This window comes from Hymenobacter sediminicola (assembly GCF_014250515.1).
Classification (GTDB): Bacteria; Bacteroidota; Bacteroidia; order Cytophagales; family Hymenobacteraceae; genus Hymenobacter; species Hymenobacter sediminicola.
Map to the genome: position 1 here is coordinate 4,150,787 of NZ_CP060202.1, position 16,717 is coordinate 4,167,503.

A 16,717-nucleotide genomic window follows, 5' to 3' on the forward strand; every position below is an offset into this window, starting at 1 on the left:
GATACGTTACTACTCAGCCTTAGCTGGTAGCACGCATAGCATTCAGCATGTTGCCGTACACCCGGTTCAGCGAGTTCAGGTTGCCCGTCAGAGCAGCTACCTCTTCTTTGAACTTCTCGGTGTCTTTGCTAGCGTCGGTCATGTTCTGCATGGCTTGGCTCAACGTACCGTAGAATTGGTTCATGGATTTCAGGTGCGTGTTGGCATCCTGCAGCTCCATTTCATACACAGCGTTCAGAGCGCCCAGGTTTTTGGTAACGTTCTGTACCTGTACGTGGTACTCTTTAGCGTCCTGCGTGGCATCCGACATAGCGCTCATAGCCTGAGCTGTGTTGGCATAAGCCTCATTGATGCGTTCCAGGGAAGTAGCAGCCGTGCGAACTTTGGCAGTGTACTCCTCAGTAGCATTGGTAGCGTCGCCCAGCGAAGAAAGCTGCTGCGTGGTGGTGCTCAAACGGTTCAGGCCTTGGCCCAGCGAAGAAATAGCTTCAGGCGTTACATTAGCATCTTTCAGCATATCGTCCAGCTTGCGCGTCAAACCTTTGCTGTTGTTCTCTTCCACAAACTTGTTGCTGTTTACTGAAGGGTCATATCCTTCGGACAGTTCGGGATATACCAGCGACCAATCGGGGTCTTTATGTTGAGGTTGGAAAGCACTAAACAGGAAGATGAGAGCCTCGGTACCTAGACCAACAATCAGCATAACGTCAGCACCTTTCCAGTGCTGAATTTTGAATAGTGCCCCGACAATTACGACTGCAGCGCCAATGCCGTAAATCATCGGCATCACCTTATCGAAGAAAAAATTACCGCCTTTAGCTGCCATGTGAGTTGATTGTGAAAGAAGAGTTTGGTGATTGGGTGAAAAGCGAAAAAAGAAACGCGGGTGAAGAGGGAATTATTTTGCGGTAATCGGTTAAGCTATTAGTTCAGGCTGCTGTTGGTACCCATGCCAATCTGAATCATGGCAGTGCGGAAACCGATGAAGGAGCGCGAAGAATCTTGGTATTCGAAGTTGCGCGTTCCGGTTTCGAGGAAGTACGCAATGTCCTTCCAAGATCCGCCACGAACCACCTTGCGGGGCTCGTTGTCATCGGGGTTGGTTGGGTTCATATCCCAAACTACCGGCACAGAAGCTTCCATGTAAGCATCGTCACACCATTCGGCTACGTTGCCCGACATATCATACAGACCAAAGTCGTTAGGGAAGAAGGCTCCTACCGGTGACGTGTAGGCGTAACCATCCGAAGCGTAGTCACCGCGGCCTGGCTTGAAGTTAGCCAGCATGCAGCCCTTCGAGTTACGCAGATAAGGACCGCCCCAAGGATAGGTAGCGAGGTCACGGCCACCACGTGCAGCGTATTCCCACTCAGCCTCGGAGGGCAAGCGGAAATTCGGGGTCGGAGCCAGACCAGCTTCCTCGTTGGCGGCATTTTTGTTTTTGGTGCGCCAGTTGCAGAAATACTTTGCGGCAAACCAGTCTACCCCTACTACCGGATAGTCATCAAAAGCCGGGTGAGTGTAGTAGTACTCCATCAGCGGATCACCCATGTGATACGTGAAGTCACGAACCCACACTGTTGTGTCGGGATACAGTTCCGTCATCACATATTCTTCCCCCAATACATCAATTGAGTCCTGCCGGATGGCATTCATAAATTGACGGTACTCGTTGTTGGTAATTTCTGTCTCGTCCATGTAGAAGCCGGCGATAGTCACCTGCTTGTTCATGTTTACCATAGACGCCGATATATCCTGGTCAGTCTGGCCCATGTGGAACGTTCCACCAGGGCAAGGAACCATACCGTAAGGAACTTCCTGAGGATTGAACTCGGGACGGTCCTCTGCTCCGACTAGGTCGCCTTGCGGTCCTTTGCCAAAACCACAGCCTCCCAAAATCAGAGCCGAAATGGCAACGAGAGGCAATACGAGAAACTTGTTCATGTGAGGAAGAAAAAGACTGTTAAGGCGGCGATATCCGAAGATTACAATTTTGTGAGCTGGCAAATCTAGCGAATCTTACGTTCGTGCGCAAGCCTATCGCTCAATGCCTTTCGTTTGTCTACGAACTAGCGGTATCGCCAGTTAAACGATGAAAGGCAAAGAGTTAGTGTGCGTCAGCTAGAAATCCTTCCTCCACGTAATCAGGGCACCGGGGTGATCCACCTCAGCCAAATAGTCTAGAAGCTATATCGTGGCGTGCGAATAGCAGGTTTTGTAGCCATACCCGGCTTGGGCAGGCGGTAGGATAGCATAATCTCGTGCGAGCTTAGTGCACGCGCATCTTGGTTAAATGCAACAAAGTCGAAGGCATAACCTAAGCGCAAAGCATTATCCTTGGCTAGAGCTAGGCCCGCCATGCCGGTGAACGATTCCTGATAGCGGTAGCCAAGGCCGCCCCAGAATTTGTCGTTGAAAGTAGCTCGCACGTTAGCTTCATACGAGTTGTTTTTGAACGTAAACTTGCCGTCGTCGCCAAACTTACCGGGCATCACCATCTTCACGAGTACCGAAGGTGTAACAACAACGGAAGAAGAAGCCTCAATATTGTAGCCGGCGGTAAAGTAAGAGTGGTTCTCACCGATGTACTTAGCGGTGTTGCTGCTGCTCGTGCTTTCGCTCGTGAAGTTGTATTCAGAGCGAAGCAGGTTGTTTACGCTCAAGCCAGCGTAGAAAGTAGGCGACTCGTACCATACACCCACACCAGCATCAATTTTGCTGTCGGAGCCATCACGGGGTACGCTGGCATCGTCTGGATCGATGGCCCGGTACACTCCCTTTGACAGGTAGTTGTATATACCTTGGACACCTACACCCAGTTTGCCTTCTCCTACTTCAAAGTGCTTGGAATACGAAATTTGGGCGTTCGTCATTTCGAACTGCGCAATTTCGTCGCGGTAGACGTGAAAGCCGATACCGCCACCCAGCACGCGCACCGGCAACGAGCCGGTAATCATGTAGGTTTTGGGTTCACCTCCGTCGTCGAAGCTAGCCTTGTAGTTGAAGTACTGGTAACGACCTATGGCCGTTATCTCGCCCTGGCCTTTAATGCCAGCATAAGCGGGATTGAGATACATGCCGTTGAAGCCGTAGTGGGTGAACTGCGGCTGTTGCTGTGCGAGAGCAGTGCCCGCAACGGTGGTCAGCAAGAGGGTGGAAAGTAAAGTTCCCTTCATAGAAACAACTGATTTTGGGTGCGTTACGAGTGGGGTGGGACAACGTAAGTGGTTTCCAAATGTATGCAAAAAACCCTGTGCAACAAATCCTGCCCAAAAAACAAACGGGGAAGCAGTACTACTGCTTCCCCGTTTGAGACTTTAGGCGCTTTGTTTGCCGCTCTTATTCTTCTCTTTTCCTACGTCAGGGCCATGATGAAGGCGTATATACGCTTCTATGGCGCCGGTCATGGAAGGCGCATTAGGATGCGGAGCCTCAATGTCTAGTTCCAAGCCAGCATCCAACACTGCTTTGGCTGTAGTGGGGCCAAAAGCAGCTATGCGGGTTTCGTTTTGCTCGAAATCAGGGAAGTTGATGAAGAGCGAACTGATACCGGATGGGCTGAAGAACGCAATACAGTCGTACTTCACATCGGACAGGTCCGATAGGTCGCTGGCAACAGTGCGGTATATAACGGCTTCTGTGAACTTAAAGCCGTTGTCCCGCATGAACTCTGGAATATCATCCTTGCGGATATCGGAACAGGGGTACAGAAACTTCTCGCTCTTGTGTTTCTTGATGACCTCAAACAGATCGACGGCCGTGCGCTGACCTACGAAAAGCTTGCGTTTGCGCAACACGATGTACTTCTGCAGGTAGTTAGCAGTCTGCTCCGAAATGCAGAAATACTTCATCTCGGCAGGCATTTCCAGCTTGGCTTCTTGGCAAATGCGGAAGAAGTGGTCTACCGCATTGCGGCTGGTAAAAATGACCGCCGTGTGCTCAAGAATATTGACTTTCTCTTTGCGAAAATCCTTGTAGGCGACCGGCTGTACGTCGATAAACTCACGAAAGTCTACTTTGATGCCGTATCGCTCGGCAATAGTAAAGTAAGGCGAAACGTCGTTGGTCGGCTTAGGCTGGGTGACAAGAATGCTGGAGATTCGCTTAGCATGACGGCCCGTCCCCGGTTTGTCTTTGCTCTCGGCCATATGGTAAAGAAAAGGGTAAGTCTAGGGCAATAAGGAAACGATGTCGGTAGCCTGTGCGAAGCTGAAAAGCAGCGGCTTAGTAGGTAAAAACAATCAGCTTTAGCAGAATGACCAGAGGAATCACTTCTGTGGCGCAAAGGTACGAAAACAAATGCAGATTTAGTAGCGAGGCACGACGGTGGATGGTTCTGGCAACTCGCACAACAGTACCCACCAACAGTAAGGAAACCACTCCGTTGGAAACCCAAAGTACCGCTTCTGGCAGCGTCTGATTCAGGCCCAGATATAGCAGCATCACTAGTGGCAGGCACAGCCCCAGGAACAGGATGGTCCGGACAAACTCTCGGTACTGTACCATCACTAATTCTCCTACATCGAAAATGTAGCCCATTAGCTCCAGAAACAGGTATTTTCCTAACAAAAAGCCTGATATGATACCGGTGTAAAGCAGGATACGAGAAACTAATGCGGACTCCGGCACATCGAAAAGGCGGCGCAGAATAACGATGTGCTGCACGTTGGTATGGATAGCAACCAGCAGTAGCGCAAAGGATAGAGAGAAAACCAGTACCAGTAGGATGTTAAGCCAAGTGACAGTTGGCTTAACAAGGAAGTCCTGCTCGCTCGAAGACTTGCTCCACAGGCCCTCGAACTGATAGATACGAGAGAAACCCGACTGATACGCTGCTCGGATAGTGCCATATAACAATCCGATGAGCAGTAGAAACAGCAGAAACACGTTTTCGCCGGGGTGGCTGCGTGCCAACGGCTGGGCCAAAGCAGGGCTACTTCCAACAGATGCTTTACTAGATGGCAACTGCCGGGCGCGCTGCACATCGGTAAATGAGCTCAGGTTGGGTGAAGCCTGAGGGTGCCATACACAGAGCAAATGTGGGCCCGGAACTGAACCCGTAGGCAGCAGCTTTGCTAGGTCAACAGTGTAAGAGGATGTAGCCGCTGCTGTGAATACTAGCCTATTGTCCAGGAACAGACATTGTCCGGCTCTGGCCGCAAATGATACTTCGAACGGATGGGCGGGCCGCAACGTCAGCCATTGATAGTAGGCGTGCGCGGGCGCGTGGTAATCAGGCAGATATAATATGAGCCGATTCCGGACTTCATCATGAATCAGCCAGTCGCTGGAGAGGCCGCTGCGGGGTGCCGGGGGCAACGGACGGTACTCAGCCGCCAGAGGCGCCGCCAGCGGCAGCAGAGCCAGCAGCAGGACATGAAGCCACAGGCGCCACCCTACATGTCCGACTTTACTCAGCACCAGTTCCCCCATCACAGCTTTTCTCAGGACGCTACGCGCTGTTCGGCACTGCGGCTTCGGTATACCCCAAGAAACACGCTCAGAAGCAGAGAGAAACCAACCAGCGCACCGATAAGCACTGTGTTGCCTAAGTCAGCGAAGTTGATAACGAATAAAATCACTACCAGATTGAGCAATCCAAGCAGCATAACAGTGCTAATCTGCTGAAATCCCATGGCCAGAATGCGGTGATGCACGTGGTTTTTATCGGGGGCGAAGGGTGAGCGGCCAGCCATCATGCGCACAATGAACACCCTCAGTGTATCGAACAGGGGCACAAACAGAATTCCGGCTGCTACTGACGGCGCCGAGGATCCGAAGGGCTGTCCTACCTTCAGGCCCATTTCAATGAACTGGATGGTAAGCACCGAAACAATAAACCCGCATACTAGAGAACCTGTGTCGCCCATGAAAATGGTGGCACGGTGGAAGTTGTAACGCAGAAAGCCTAGCATACCGCCAATCAGACAGACCGATACGAACACATAGTTGCCGTAGCTGGCCCCGCCGTAACGCATGAAATAGTAGCCGAACGTGCTGACAATGATGAGTACAATGCTGCCAGCCAGCCCATCTAGGCCGTCAATAAGATTGATGGCATTGGTGATGCCCACAATCACGAGGAAGGTGAAGGCGTAGCTGATGCCCACCGGCAGTTCATGAATACCCAGAATACCCTGGAAGCTGGTGAGGCGCACATCAGCCATTATCATGACGATGCCAGTAGCCAGAAGCTGACCGACGAACTTCTTTGATACTGAAATAGATACCAAATCGTCTTTCAGGCCTACAAAGAATAACACAATACAGCCCGCCAGCAATTGTTGAATTCCGTTGCTGAGGTCGGCGAAAATGGTGAGAGCGGACATGAAGCCCGCAAAGACTGCCACCCCACCCAGCCGGGGCGTGAGGGATTCGTGCACGGTACGCACATTAGGCGTATCGAGCATATTCTTCAGGTGAGCAATGTAGATGATGGACGGCACTGCAAACAGCGCCACTAAAAACGCCCAGAGAAAGGACAAACTCAACTGAATTCCGAGAGGGGTCATTAGGCGGCAGCTTGAGAGTAGATAATCTGTTGGACCTTTATCCAGAAGATTATTGAAAGGTATTAGCTATGCAGGACGCCTTCACGGCCAAGCAGAGAAATATGCGTCAGGTTGGCAGAAACGATGGAATCGGGCACGAAGATGAACTTCTTGTCAAAAATCTGTGCGTCGAGGTAGTAGCTCACCCAATACTGATTATTGAGATGAAACAGAGCCGGATCTATTGGTTCGACCGGCACCGCCGAGCGGGGCTCTACTTCCGCAAACACGTGCCGTAGAGTAGACGTTTTTACGTTTTCGCCATCGGGCTGAGTGCCGTAGCCGTGCGAATTTACGATGACGTTCTGTAGGGCGTGGTCGTTGTGGTTAATCAGGTACACTAACCAGCCTTCCTTGCCTTCTTCCGTAGCAGCTGCTTCTTCAGGGACTACGGCTATTGTTACGCCTTCTACCGGGTCAAATTTGATATGCTCTTTCATAAGGAAAAACTGCGGGTGTTAAGACGCAGGCAGTGCGGTTGTAGCGGTAGAAACGACTAGCTCAGCCTCGAATAGCCGGGCCAGATGCGGCAGCAGACGCACCTGCACTTCGGCCAGCGGTACAGCACGCCCCAGTTCCTGCTGCAGCGAGGTCACGGCTTTATCGGTGATGCCGCAAGGGATGATGTGGCCAAAGTAGGACAGGTCGGTATTTACGTTGAGCGCAAAGCCGTGCATGGTTACCCAGCGGCTGCATTTCACGCCCATAGCGCAGATCTTGCGCGGGTTGGGGGCACCTTCCTCGTAGTCGAACCAGACGCCGGTAAGGCCAGCAATGCGGCCGGCACGCAGTCCGTAGTCAGCCAAGGTCAGGATAACAGCCTCCTCCAGCAGCCGCAGGTAGCGGTGAATATCGGTGAAGAAGTTGTCGAGGTCAAAAATCGGGTAGCCTACCAACTGGCCGGGGCCGTGGTACGTAATGTCGCCGCCCCGGTTGATGCGGTGGAAGGTGGCTCCGTGGGTAGCCAAGCCAGCTTCATCGAGCAGCAAGTGCTCCGGTTTACCGCTTTTGCCAAGTGTATAAACCGGTGGATGCTCGCACAGCAGCAGATGGTTGGGCGTGTTCTGAGGGGTAGTTCCTGCTTCGGCAGCCTGACGGTTCTGGGTCTTGATTGCCAGCGTATCGGCCAGTAGCTTTTCCTGATAGGCCCAGGTTGTTTCATACTCGGCGAGGCCAAGTAGCTGCACCTGAACCACCCGATTTTGCGCAGGGGATGCTAGGCCGGCGGCAGCCAGGTCAGGCAAATCAGAAGGCGCAGTGCAGGAGGAATACAAAGACATAGCAGTAGCTGAGCACTTAGCAACACGCACCCCTGCCAATCTGCTTATTGTGCCCTTGCAAAGGGCGAATAGAGACGGTAGGCCTACGCGGAAAACGCGCAAAGTTACTAGATTCAGCACCAAACTCAATTTGCCCTTCTTCAGCGGGCAGCTACTGGCTCCTTATATTTTCTGCATGCACAACGCCGCACACGAACTGGGCCGGGCCGGCGAAGCTGCTGCCGCAGCCTTCCTGATACAACAGGGGTTTGAGGTGCTGTTTCGCAGCTACCGCCACGGCCGTGCCGAAGTAGATCTGGTGGTTTGCCAGGGCCGTGCGCTATTGGTATTCGCAGAGGTTAAGGCCCGCTCTTCCAGCCAGTTCGGTTATCCGGAAACCTTCGTTTCGGAACGCAAGAAGCAGCTGTTTCGGCTTGCCGCTGAACAGGTACAACTGGACCTAGACTGGACCGGCGACATTCGCTTCGACATTCTGGCGGTTACGCCCGTAGCGAATGACTTCCGGATCGAGCATTTTGAGGATGCCTTCTATTAGTTGCGGCGTGTGCCTGGGCGGGTAGTGCCGGGGCGGTCCGTCACGGCGTCGCGCTTATCAAACTTATCCTTCTCGAAGACCAGCACCCCGTTGCGGTTGTACTCTTTCACCAAGATGGGCTCGGTCACTTCCGGGTCGTAGCCGGAGGCGCCGTATTCGTACACATAGTGGCGGCGGTTGCGGAAGCCCCAGTACTTGGTCCACTCCCCTACTCGCTTGCCATTCTCAAAGCTGCCGTCCCAGTCACGCTGGCCATTTTCTTGGTAGCGCACATAGTCGCCCTCCAGCTTGCCGTTCACATAAGGCACCACTTCCTTCACCAGCTTCTGAGCCGCATCGTAGTAGGTCACGTTAGCGTCGCGCGGGAAGCCCATTTCATAGTGAAGCTTGCTGAGCAGCACATTGTCTTTGTTGAATTTCTCCCAACGCAGGTGCTTGGTACCCTTGGCGAAATAACCGGTTTCTACCACCTTGCCGCCCTGCATCTTCTTGTAGGGGCCGTGCAGCACCTTGTCGGTGGCAGGGTTCAGTTCGGTATTGGCCCGGAAAATCTTGCGCTTTCGTGGGTTGAAATAATAAACTGTGGTAGAGTAGGCACCGGGTTGCTCAAAGGTTTTCAGGTAATAGAACACTTCTAGCACCTGGTTCTTGCCCTTGGGCCCCGACTTGGTAAAGCCTTTCTTGATTCGCTCCCCCAGGAAGATGTTCTTCTTCTTTTTCTTGGCCTGACGCTGGGCCAGCTTCTCCTTGTCCTTGGCAGCCTTCTCTTCTTCTTTGGTCAGCACTGCCTTCTTCGCCAGCAGTGAAGGAGCCTTGGTAGTGTCCCGGGACGTAGTAAGCGTATCGGTAGTCAGGGTAGCCAGAGCCGGTTCGGAGCGGCTATTGAAGGAAACCGTCTTCTTGGAACAGGCCCCGATGCTGCTGATCAGCAGCACCAGCAATAGAATATGCGGACGTAGAAAGCGCATTGGCAGGAATACAGGCAGTTTTCGCAGGAACGTAAAGATAAAGGGATTTGGTGCCCGGCCGAATACAACAACCTAACTGTTCGACTCTGCAAAACCGTCTGCTCAGCCTATCACCACAAAAAATATAACTCCAGCAGCCGAAGCCACCGGAGTTATATACCATCTTAAACTATGCAAACTTTTTAAGACTATTCAGCTGATAGCAAATCGGCGCTACGCTTCACAAACTGCGTTAGGGCCTCTCCTTTCAGCATGTTCTGGGCCAGCAGAGCCAAGTCGTAGGCTTGGCGGGCCAGCTTCTGACCGGCTTCCGCATCGGCATGGAGCACGCGCTGCGCTACCGGATGGTTGGCGTTAATGCTTACAGTGTAGCTGTCGGGCAGCGAGCCGAACATAGCCATGCCACCACCGCCGCCAGCGCGCTGCATATCCTTCATGCGGCGCATAAACTCGGGCAGCGTGATGATAACTGGAGCGTCCTGCGGTGACAGCGCCTCTACCTGCACGTGCATCTGCTCGTTGCTGATGGCCTGCTTAAAGAGGTCTTGCAGTTTAGTTTTGTCATCGTCGCTGAGGACACTTTCCGCAGCTTCGTCTTTCTCGATGAGCTTGCCAACCGTGTCGGCGTCGACTCGCTTGAACGTGGTTTTCTCCAGCTTCTGCTCTAGCTGCCCAATGAAGTGCGAATCGAGCGGGCCATCCAGCTTCAGCACGTCGTAGCCACGGTCGGTAGCTGCTTGCACGAAGCCGTGCTGCGCTTCAGAATCGGTGGTATAGAGTACCACCGTCTGCTCATTCTTATCCTTCTGGCTGGCCTGCACAAACTCCTGATACTCGCTCAAGGTGAAGTATTTGCCAGCCACGTTCTGCACCAGCGCGAAATCCTTGGCTTTGTCGTAGAATTTCTCATCCGACAGCATACCATACTTCACAAACAGCCCGATGTCCGACCATTTCTCCTCGAAGCCGGCACGGTCCTGCTTGTAGAGGCTACTCAGCTTATCGGCTACCTTTTTGGTGATATAGGTGTTGATTTTGCGCACGCTGGCGTCGGCCTGCAGGAAGCTGCGCGACACGTTCAGCGGGATATCCGGCGAGTCGATAACGCCGTGCAGCAGCATCAGGAACTCGGGCACCACGTCCTTCACCTCATCCGTGATGAACACCTGCCGCGAATAGAGCTGAATCTTGTTGCGCTGGAACTGCAGCTCGTCCTTCACCTTCGGGAAGTACAGAATGCCCGTCAGGTTGAACGGATAATCCACGTTCAGGTGAATCCAGAACAGCGGCGCTTCCGAGAAAGGATACAGCTCCTGGTAGAATTTGGTGTAGTCCTCGTCGGTCAGCTCGGAGGGCTGCTTGGTCCAGATGGGAGCCGTCTGGTTGATAACCTCGCCTTCGAACTCAATTTCGATAGGCAGGAACTTGCAGTATTTGGTCAGAATACCTTTCAGGCGCTGCGGCTCCAGAAACTCATCGGAATCTTCGGCTACGTGCAGTACTACATCAGTGCCACGGTCGGCCTTTTCGATGGTTTCAAGGCTAAATTCTGTGCTACCGTCGCATACCCAGTGGGCGCATTCGGTATCGTCTTTGTAGCTCTTGGAGAAGATTTCAACCTCCTTGGCCACCATGAAAGCGGAGTAGAAGCCGAGACCAAACTGACCGATAATCTGGTCTTTGGCGGCGGCATCCTTCTCCTTGTACTTCTCCACAAACTCGGTGGCGCCGGAGAAGGCAATCTGGTTGATGTACTTCTTGATTTCCTCGCCCGTCATGCCCAGGCCGCGGTCAGAAATAGTGATGGTGCGGGCTTCCTTGTCCACGCTCACCTTCACCTTCAGTTCGCCCAACTCGCCCTTGAATTCGCCAAGCTGCCCCAGGCTTTTCAGCTTTTGGGTGGCGTCCACGGCGTTACTTACCAGCTCGCGCAGGAAGATTTCGTGGTCGGAGTACAGGAATTTCTTGATGATGGGAAAGATATTCTCGGTATGAATCGAGATGCTGCCTTTCTCTTGCATAGCATGTTGGCAATGAGGGTGAACACAAAAAAACCAGACGATCTGCCAGCCTCCATAGAAGCCGACACCGTCTGGTGGGTTGGTTCAAAAGCTGTTCCAGCCTCCCGGCGCTGTCAGTTTGACAGCCAAAGGTCTTCCTGAATTTGTATCAGGCTGCCGAAGCCAGCAACGGGTGTCTTTCCGAATACGGTCTTGGTTCGGGCTGGGGCAAGGCTGGTACGCACTGGTTGCTGCTGGTGGAAGTAGGCGAGCGAAATATGGTAGCTGGCCGGCGGTAGCCAAACCGCACTTGGCGGTAGTAGAATGCGCCCGTTTTCACACGAAAAGGGCTTCAGAGGCAGTAGGCGCAGGTCGTTTTGGAGCCGGACGCAGGGCCGCCGCCAGACGGCGCAACAGAGAAGAAGACAACGTTTTCATAGCACAGACAATTAGTGTAAGAAGCGTCACAAAGGTCTGAGGCCACTATTTCCTGCTCATTATCTGCCCATTATAAAAGCGTTATCAATGCTCTGTTGCCGAACAAAATTTTGAGCAGGGAAAAGCCGTTTCATTTTTCCCTGTACATTTGCCCTGTTCGACACAATGTTGCAAATGCATACTCTTCGTTCCCGGCTGGCTCTGTTGCTGCTGCTCTGCTTTACGCGGGTGCTGCTGCCGGAGGCATGGATTCTGAGTTTGCACTCGCACGAACACACCACGGAAGAGCCGGCCCAGATTCCGGGTGCCTTCAAAGGCAAAGCCGTACTGAGCGTTAAGCACCAGCACTGCGACGTCGACCATTTCTACGATGTGCCTTTCCAACCAGCTCCGCCGGTGGAGCTGCCGGTGCTCGTAGCTACTTATCAGGCGGCATTGGCCACGCCTGCTACTTCCGTGTGGTTCTCCGCCACGCGGTCCACGGCCGACCTGCGCGGCCCTCCCTGCCAGAGCTAAACCCACGTGTGGCTGCCTATAGTGGCTTCGGCGTTGCCTGTCGAAGTCGGATTTCTGCCTGTTGCAGGATGATTCTCTGGGAACTCCCTGCACCGCAGGAGTCCTGGCGGCCGGTTTAGTGTCTACGGCTTCTTCCTTTTTTCTATGCTTTTCCGTGTTCCGGGTGCTCCGGAGGCGGCGTGGCGTTGGCTCATGGCTATGCTCCTGCTGGGAGTTGCCCTGCCGGCGTGGGCGCAGCCTGCATGCACCCTGACCATCAGCGGGCGCGTGGCCGACCACGAGTCGCGGGCGACTCTGCCCGGCGCGACCATTGTGGTGCTCGAAACGCAGCAAGCCACCCAGTCCGATGTTGATGGGTATTATCACCTGCAGCTGTGTGCGGGCATCTATCATGTGCAGGTCAGCTTTGTGGGCTATGCCCTTGAAACCGCTGAACTGCGCCTGACCAACTCTACTGAGCGGGACTTTCGCCTCCATCCGGATGCCGTGCTGTTGCGCGGAGCGGTGGTAAGAGGTGAACGGATGGCCGCGCCATCCCCCCAAACCACCGCTACCCTAACCGGCCAGGAGCTGCAGCAAACCCGCGGCCAAGCGATAGGCGAAGCCTTGCAGCGGGTGAGTGGCGTTACGGCTATTCAAACCGGCCCTGGCATCTTCAAGCCCATGATTCATGGGCTACATTCTAACCGCGTAACCATTCTCAACAATGGAGTGCGGCAGGAAGGCCAGCAATGGGGCGTGGAGCACGGTCCGGAAATAGACCCGTTTATTGCTTCACGGCTCACAGTGGTGAAGGGCGCAGCTAGTGTGCGCTACGGCTCCGATGCCATTGGGGGCGTGGTGCTGGTAGAGCCCAAGCCACTCCGCGACTCGGCGGGGAGTGGCGGCGAGCTAAACCTGGTAAGCATGAGTAACAACGGCCTTGGCGCCGTTTCGGGTACGCTAGACGGTAACCTGCGGAAGCTACCAGCCCTGAGCTGGCGGGCCCAGGGTACTTTCCGGAAGGCCGGCACCATGCGCGCGCCAGGCTATTACCTGAAAAATTCCGGGTTTGAGGAACGCAACGTGGCGGGAGCCGTGGGCTGGCGCAAGGATACCTACGGCGTGGAGCTGTTCTACAGCCAGTTCAACACTCGCATCGGGATTCTGCCAGCTGCACACGCCGGTAACCAAGCCGATTTACTGCTGGCTGTGGGCCAGGAGAGGCCGCTGGAAACTACCGGTTTCAGCTACGACATTGACCGGGCCTACCAGCAGGTGCGCCACGATATAGGCAAGCTCACGGGCTTCGTGCGCACCGGCAATGCCGGGCGCCTGCAGCTCACGCTTAGCCAGCAGCTCGACTTCCGCGACGAATACGACAAGTCCCGGCCCCGCAACGACAACCGGGCCGCTGCCGGTAAGCCGGAGCTGAGCTACACCAACCGCACCACAACCGGCGAACTACTGTGGGAGCACAAACCTTGGCACCAGTTCACGGGCAGCATCGGGCTGACGGGCTCCTATCAGGCCAACCGCTACGCCGACGGCAGCCGGCAGTTCATTCCCTTCTACACCAACCAGATAGCCGGCGCTTTTTTGGTGGAGAAATGGCAACAGGGCCGCTGGCTGCTGGAAGGCGGCTTGCGCCTCGATTACCGCGACTTGGCCGTGCGGCGAGGCGACCGTGACTCGACGGGAGTGTTTTTCGTGGATCGGAGCCGGTTCCGGTACGCTACGCCGGCTGCCTCCCTGGGAGCCACTTTTGATCCTTCGCCACACCTCACTCTCAGTCTGAACACTGGCCTTACCCGCCGCGCTCCGGCTGCCAATGAGCGGTTCAGCGACGGAGTGCACAACGGCATGTATGAGCTGGGTAACGACCTGGTACCCAACAATGCGCCTCTGACGCCCGAAACCGCGCTGAACGTCGGCATTACGGCCACCTGGCACAACAACCCGCGTTTCAATGGTGAGTTGACGCTGTACCAGAACCGTATTACCGGCTTCATGTATCAGGTACCACTGCTGCCTTTGGTACAAACCATTCGGGGGGCACATATCAGCTGGCAATATCTGCAGACGGACGCCACATTCCAGGGCCTGGACCTGAGCAGCTCCTACCAACTGGCACCACAGTGGTTGCTGGGCCTGAAAGGCTCAATGGTGCGCACCCGCGACACACGCGCCGATGAGTGGCAAATTCTGATGCCCGCCGACCGGGCTGAGGCGACTGTGCGCTTCAACTGGCCTAACGCCAGCGCCACCAGCCGCTTCCGGGAAAGGTATGCGCAGCTTGGCGGAGTGGCCGTAGCGCGCCAGACCCGTGTACCCGATAACTACGAAGCCCGTGACTTGCTGCTTCCTCCTGCCGGCTACGGCCTTCTGAATATGGAGCTGGGTAGCACCGTGCACTGGGGCAATCAGCCTCTAGAAATAAGCGTGGCAGGTGCCAACCTGCTCAATCAGCGGTACCGCGACTACATGAACCGGTACCGCTACTTCACCGACGAAATGGGCCGCAACGTGACGCTGCGCCTACGATTCAGCTTTTAATCTTCCTCTTCCTTACACATGAACACTTCTAGCATCCGATCCTTTCTGCCGCTGTTCGGCCTGACCATGGCCACTGTATTCACGGCCTGCGACAAGAACGACGAACAGGAGCACAGCAAACCTGAGAGCGAAAGCACCTACGCCCGCCTGCTCATCACCGACAAAACCAGCAACGTAGTGACCCTGCTGGACCCGGCGCGGAAAGAACAGACCTCGTTTCAGTCTACCCACGGCGCCAGCGCCGTGTACACGTCGGCCACGGGCCGCTGGGCTACGGTGGTCAGCGCGTCCAATAATCTGGTGGAGTTTTTCGATACGGGCATTGACCGCCACGACGACCATGTACACGTGAAAGGCAGCCCGAAATGGGGCCTCACTAAATCAACCGGGCCTACTCCGTCGCACGTGTATGGTTCGCACAATAAGATCAGCATTTTCAATGATGGCAACGCCTCCATCAGCCACGTGGAAGAAGGGCAACTGCACACTGTATCAGCGCCGGGCACATTCGTGACCGGTGCGGCCCACCACGGCGCCATGATTCTGTTCGACAACGGCAATTACGCCGTGACGCACAAGAACAACACGGTGTCGGGCTCGTTGCCGGAGCAAGTGAAACTGGTAAACACGCAAGGCACAGTAGTAAGCGCGCCGACCGTGGCCACGCAAGGCATTCATGGCGACGCCGGCGACGGGCAGCAGGCCTTGTTTGGCTCATCGAGCGGCGTACTGGTAGTGAAGCAAACCGGCGAACAGCGCCTAATTCCGTACCCGGCCAGCGCAGGCTCCAACTGGTTGTCGACCATTTATTACGCGAAAAAAGCCCGCACTTTCTTGGGTTCGCGCAACAACTATGGCGTCTTCCGCATCGACCCTGCCGCCAATACCATTACACAAGTAGGCTCGGCCACGAAGCTGGCGCGCGTGGCCCTGGATGAAGAGGGCGAAAATGTGCTGGTGCTGGACGAGGACGGCTTGCTGAGCATTTTTGACGCCGCTACGGGCGCGCTCAAAACCAGCCGCTCGCTCACGGGCCTGCTCGATGCCAAAACCGCCACGCCCTATCTGGTAGCCAGCCGCCGCTACGTGTATGTCACGAATGCACCTCAGAGCAAAGTACACATGCTGCGCAAAGACAACTTAGCCGACCACGAAGCCTTCACGGTAGCCGGCTCACCACTACGTCTGGCCTTTGTGGGGGCCGACGTCGATAGCGAAGACGGCCACTAAGCCTGCTGCTGCCACCTTCTCTTTCTGTTTAACCCCTTTTCCTGTTTACCATGACAATCACCCTGCTTACCAAGTCTATGCTGGCCCTGCTGGTGGCCGCGCCTTTGTTTTCGGCCTGCAAAGACGATAATGAAGACCCCAAGCCTGATGCTGACAACGAGCAGATTACAACGGTAATCTACACTCTAACGCCTCAGAGCGGCGGTGCGCCACTATTCATTCAGTACCGCGACCCAGACGGAGACGGGGGCACGCCCGCCACCATCACGCCGGCCACGCTTACGCTGGTTCCCAATACCACCTATACTGGCTCCCTCACGCTGCTGGACGAAACAAAAACTCCGGCCGAGAATATTACGGCCGAGATTCTGGAGGAAAGCGACGAGCATTTGTTCGTCTTCACACCCACAGGTGTCAACCTGACCATTGCAGCTACTGATAAGGACAAAAACAATCTTCCGGTTGGCCTTTCCTCGCAGGCCGTAACGGGCACCGCTAATTCTACTGGCACTACCGGCAGTCTGAAAATAACGCTACGCCACCAGCCCGGCACCAAAAACGGCACCGCTACACCCGGTGACACTGATGTGGAAGTGACCTTCCCTACCGCCGTACGCTAATTGGATTTGAGTGAGTAAAGAAGGGCTGGCTGCAACCGGCTCTT

General features: G+C 54.8%; 15 protein-coding genes. 5 read left to right on the forward strand and 10 right to left on the reverse strand.

The window, feature by feature from the left end; genetic code table 11:
- Nucleotides 1-19 precede the first annotated feature (19 nt).
- The 8 genes from porL to lipB all read right to left on the reverse strand — a co-directional run bounded on the left by porL (nucleotide 20) and on the right by lipB (nucleotide 7,831).
- The gene (gene porL / locus H4317_RS17755) at nucleotides 20-826 is read right to left on the reverse strand and encodes a type IX secretion system motor protein PorL/GldL (RefSeq protein ID WP_185887884.1); all 807 of its coding nucleotides are present in this window, start codon (nucleotides 824-826) and stop codon (nucleotides 20-22) included.
- 98 nt (nucleotides 827-924) lie between these two features.
- Entirely contained in the window at nucleotides 925-1,944 is a 1,020-nt protein-coding gene (gene porK / locus H4317_RS17760) for a T9SS ring complex lipoprotein PorK/GldK (RefSeq protein ID WP_073280800.1), read from the reverse strand.
- Between the two features lie 236 nt (nucleotides 1,945-2,180).
- Nucleotides 2,181-3,149, reverse strand: a complete 969-nt coding sequence (locus H4317_RS17765) for a PorP/SprF family type IX secretion system membrane protein (RefSeq protein WP_260625730.1) — start codon at nucleotides 3,147-3,149, stop codon at nucleotides 2,181-2,183.
- 168 nt (nucleotides 3,150-3,317) lie between these two features.
- Nucleotides 3,318-4,148, reverse strand: coding sequence for a uroporphyrinogen-III synthase (locus tag H4317_RS17770; RefSeq protein ID WP_185887886.1), 831 nt, complete (start codon nucleotides 4,146-4,148; stop codon nucleotides 3,318-3,320).
- A gap of 76 nt (nucleotides 4,149-4,224) precedes the next feature.
- On the reverse strand, nucleotides 4,225-5,433 hold the full coding sequence (locus tag H4317_RS17775; RefSeq protein ID WP_260625896.1) for a DUF4271 domain-containing protein: 1,209 nt from the start codon (nucleotides 5,431-5,433) through the stop codon (nucleotides 4,225-4,227).
- Between the two features lie 11 nt (nucleotides 5,434-5,444).
- Nucleotides 5,445-6,512 (reverse strand): MraY family glycosyltransferase, encoded by a 1,068-nt coding sequence (locus H4317_RS17780; protein ID WP_260625731.1) that lies wholly within the window; start codon nucleotides 6,510-6,512, stop codon nucleotides 5,445-5,447.
- A gap of 62 nt (nucleotides 6,513-6,574) precedes the next feature.
- The gene (locus tag H4317_RS17785; RefSeq protein ID WP_185887888.1) at nucleotides 6,575-6,991 is read right to left on the reverse strand and encodes a hypothetical protein; all 417 of its coding nucleotides are present in this window, start codon (nucleotides 6,989-6,991) and stop codon (nucleotides 6,575-6,577) included.
- Between the two features lie 18 nt (nucleotides 6,992-7,009).
- Complete coding sequence (lipB, locus tag H4317_RS17790) at nucleotides 7,010-7,831, reverse strand: lipoyl(octanoyl) transferase LipB (protein WP_185887889.1); 822 nt, start codon at nucleotides 7,829-7,831, stop codon at nucleotides 7,010-7,012.
- Between the two features lie 175 nt (nucleotides 7,832-8,006).
- Here lipB and H4317_RS17795 point away from each other — a divergent pair, with 175 nt between their 5' ends.
- The gene (locus H4317_RS17795; protein ID WP_185887890.1) at nucleotides 8,007-8,366 is read left to right on the forward strand and encodes a YraN family protein; all 360 of its coding nucleotides are present in this window, start codon (nucleotides 8,007-8,009) and stop codon (nucleotides 8,364-8,366) included.
- Here the strand turns inward: H4317_RS17795 and H4317_RS17800 are convergent.
- On the reverse strand, nucleotides 8,363-9,334 hold the full coding sequence (locus tag H4317_RS17800) for a toxin-antitoxin system YwqK family antitoxin (RefSeq protein WP_185887891.1): 972 nt from the start codon (nucleotides 9,332-9,334) through the stop codon (nucleotides 8,363-8,365). The two genes, H4317_RS17795 and H4317_RS17800, sit on opposite strands and share 4 nt — an antisense overlap.
- A gap of 188 nt (nucleotides 9,335-9,522) precedes the next feature.
- Entirely contained in the window at nucleotides 9,523-11,355 is a 1,833-nt protein-coding gene (gene htpG, locus H4317_RS17805; RefSeq protein WP_185887892.1) for a molecular chaperone HtpG, read from the reverse strand.
- 591 nt (nucleotides 11,356-11,946) lie between these two features.
- On the opposite strand from htpG, the gene H4317_RS17810 reads away from it, so the two are divergent.
- The 4 genes from H4317_RS17810 (at nucleotide 11,947) to H4317_RS17825 (ending at nucleotide 16,673) form a co-directional block, all read left to right on the forward strand.
- Nucleotides 11,947-12,288 (forward strand): hypothetical protein, encoded by a 342-nt coding sequence (locus H4317_RS17810; RefSeq protein WP_185887893.1) that lies wholly within the window; start codon nucleotides 11,947-11,949, stop codon nucleotides 12,286-12,288.
- 144 nt (nucleotides 12,289-12,432) lie between these two features.
- On the forward strand, nucleotides 12,433-14,823 hold the full coding sequence (locus tag H4317_RS17815) for a TonB-dependent receptor (protein ID WP_185887894.1): 2,391 nt from the start codon (nucleotides 12,433-12,435) through the stop codon (nucleotides 14,821-14,823).
- A gap of 18 nt (nucleotides 14,824-14,841) precedes the next feature.
- A complete protein-coding gene (locus H4317_RS17820) occupies nucleotides 14,842-16,053 on the forward strand; it encodes a hypothetical protein (RefSeq protein ID WP_185887895.1) in 1,212 nt (403 codons plus the stop codon).
- 50 nt (nucleotides 16,054-16,103) lie between these two features.
- The gene (locus H4317_RS17825; protein ID WP_260625732.1) at nucleotides 16,104-16,673 is read left to right on the forward strand and encodes a hypothetical protein; all 570 of its coding nucleotides are present in this window, start codon (nucleotides 16,104-16,106) and stop codon (nucleotides 16,671-16,673) included.
- Nucleotides 16,674-16,717: the final 44 nt, after the last annotated feature.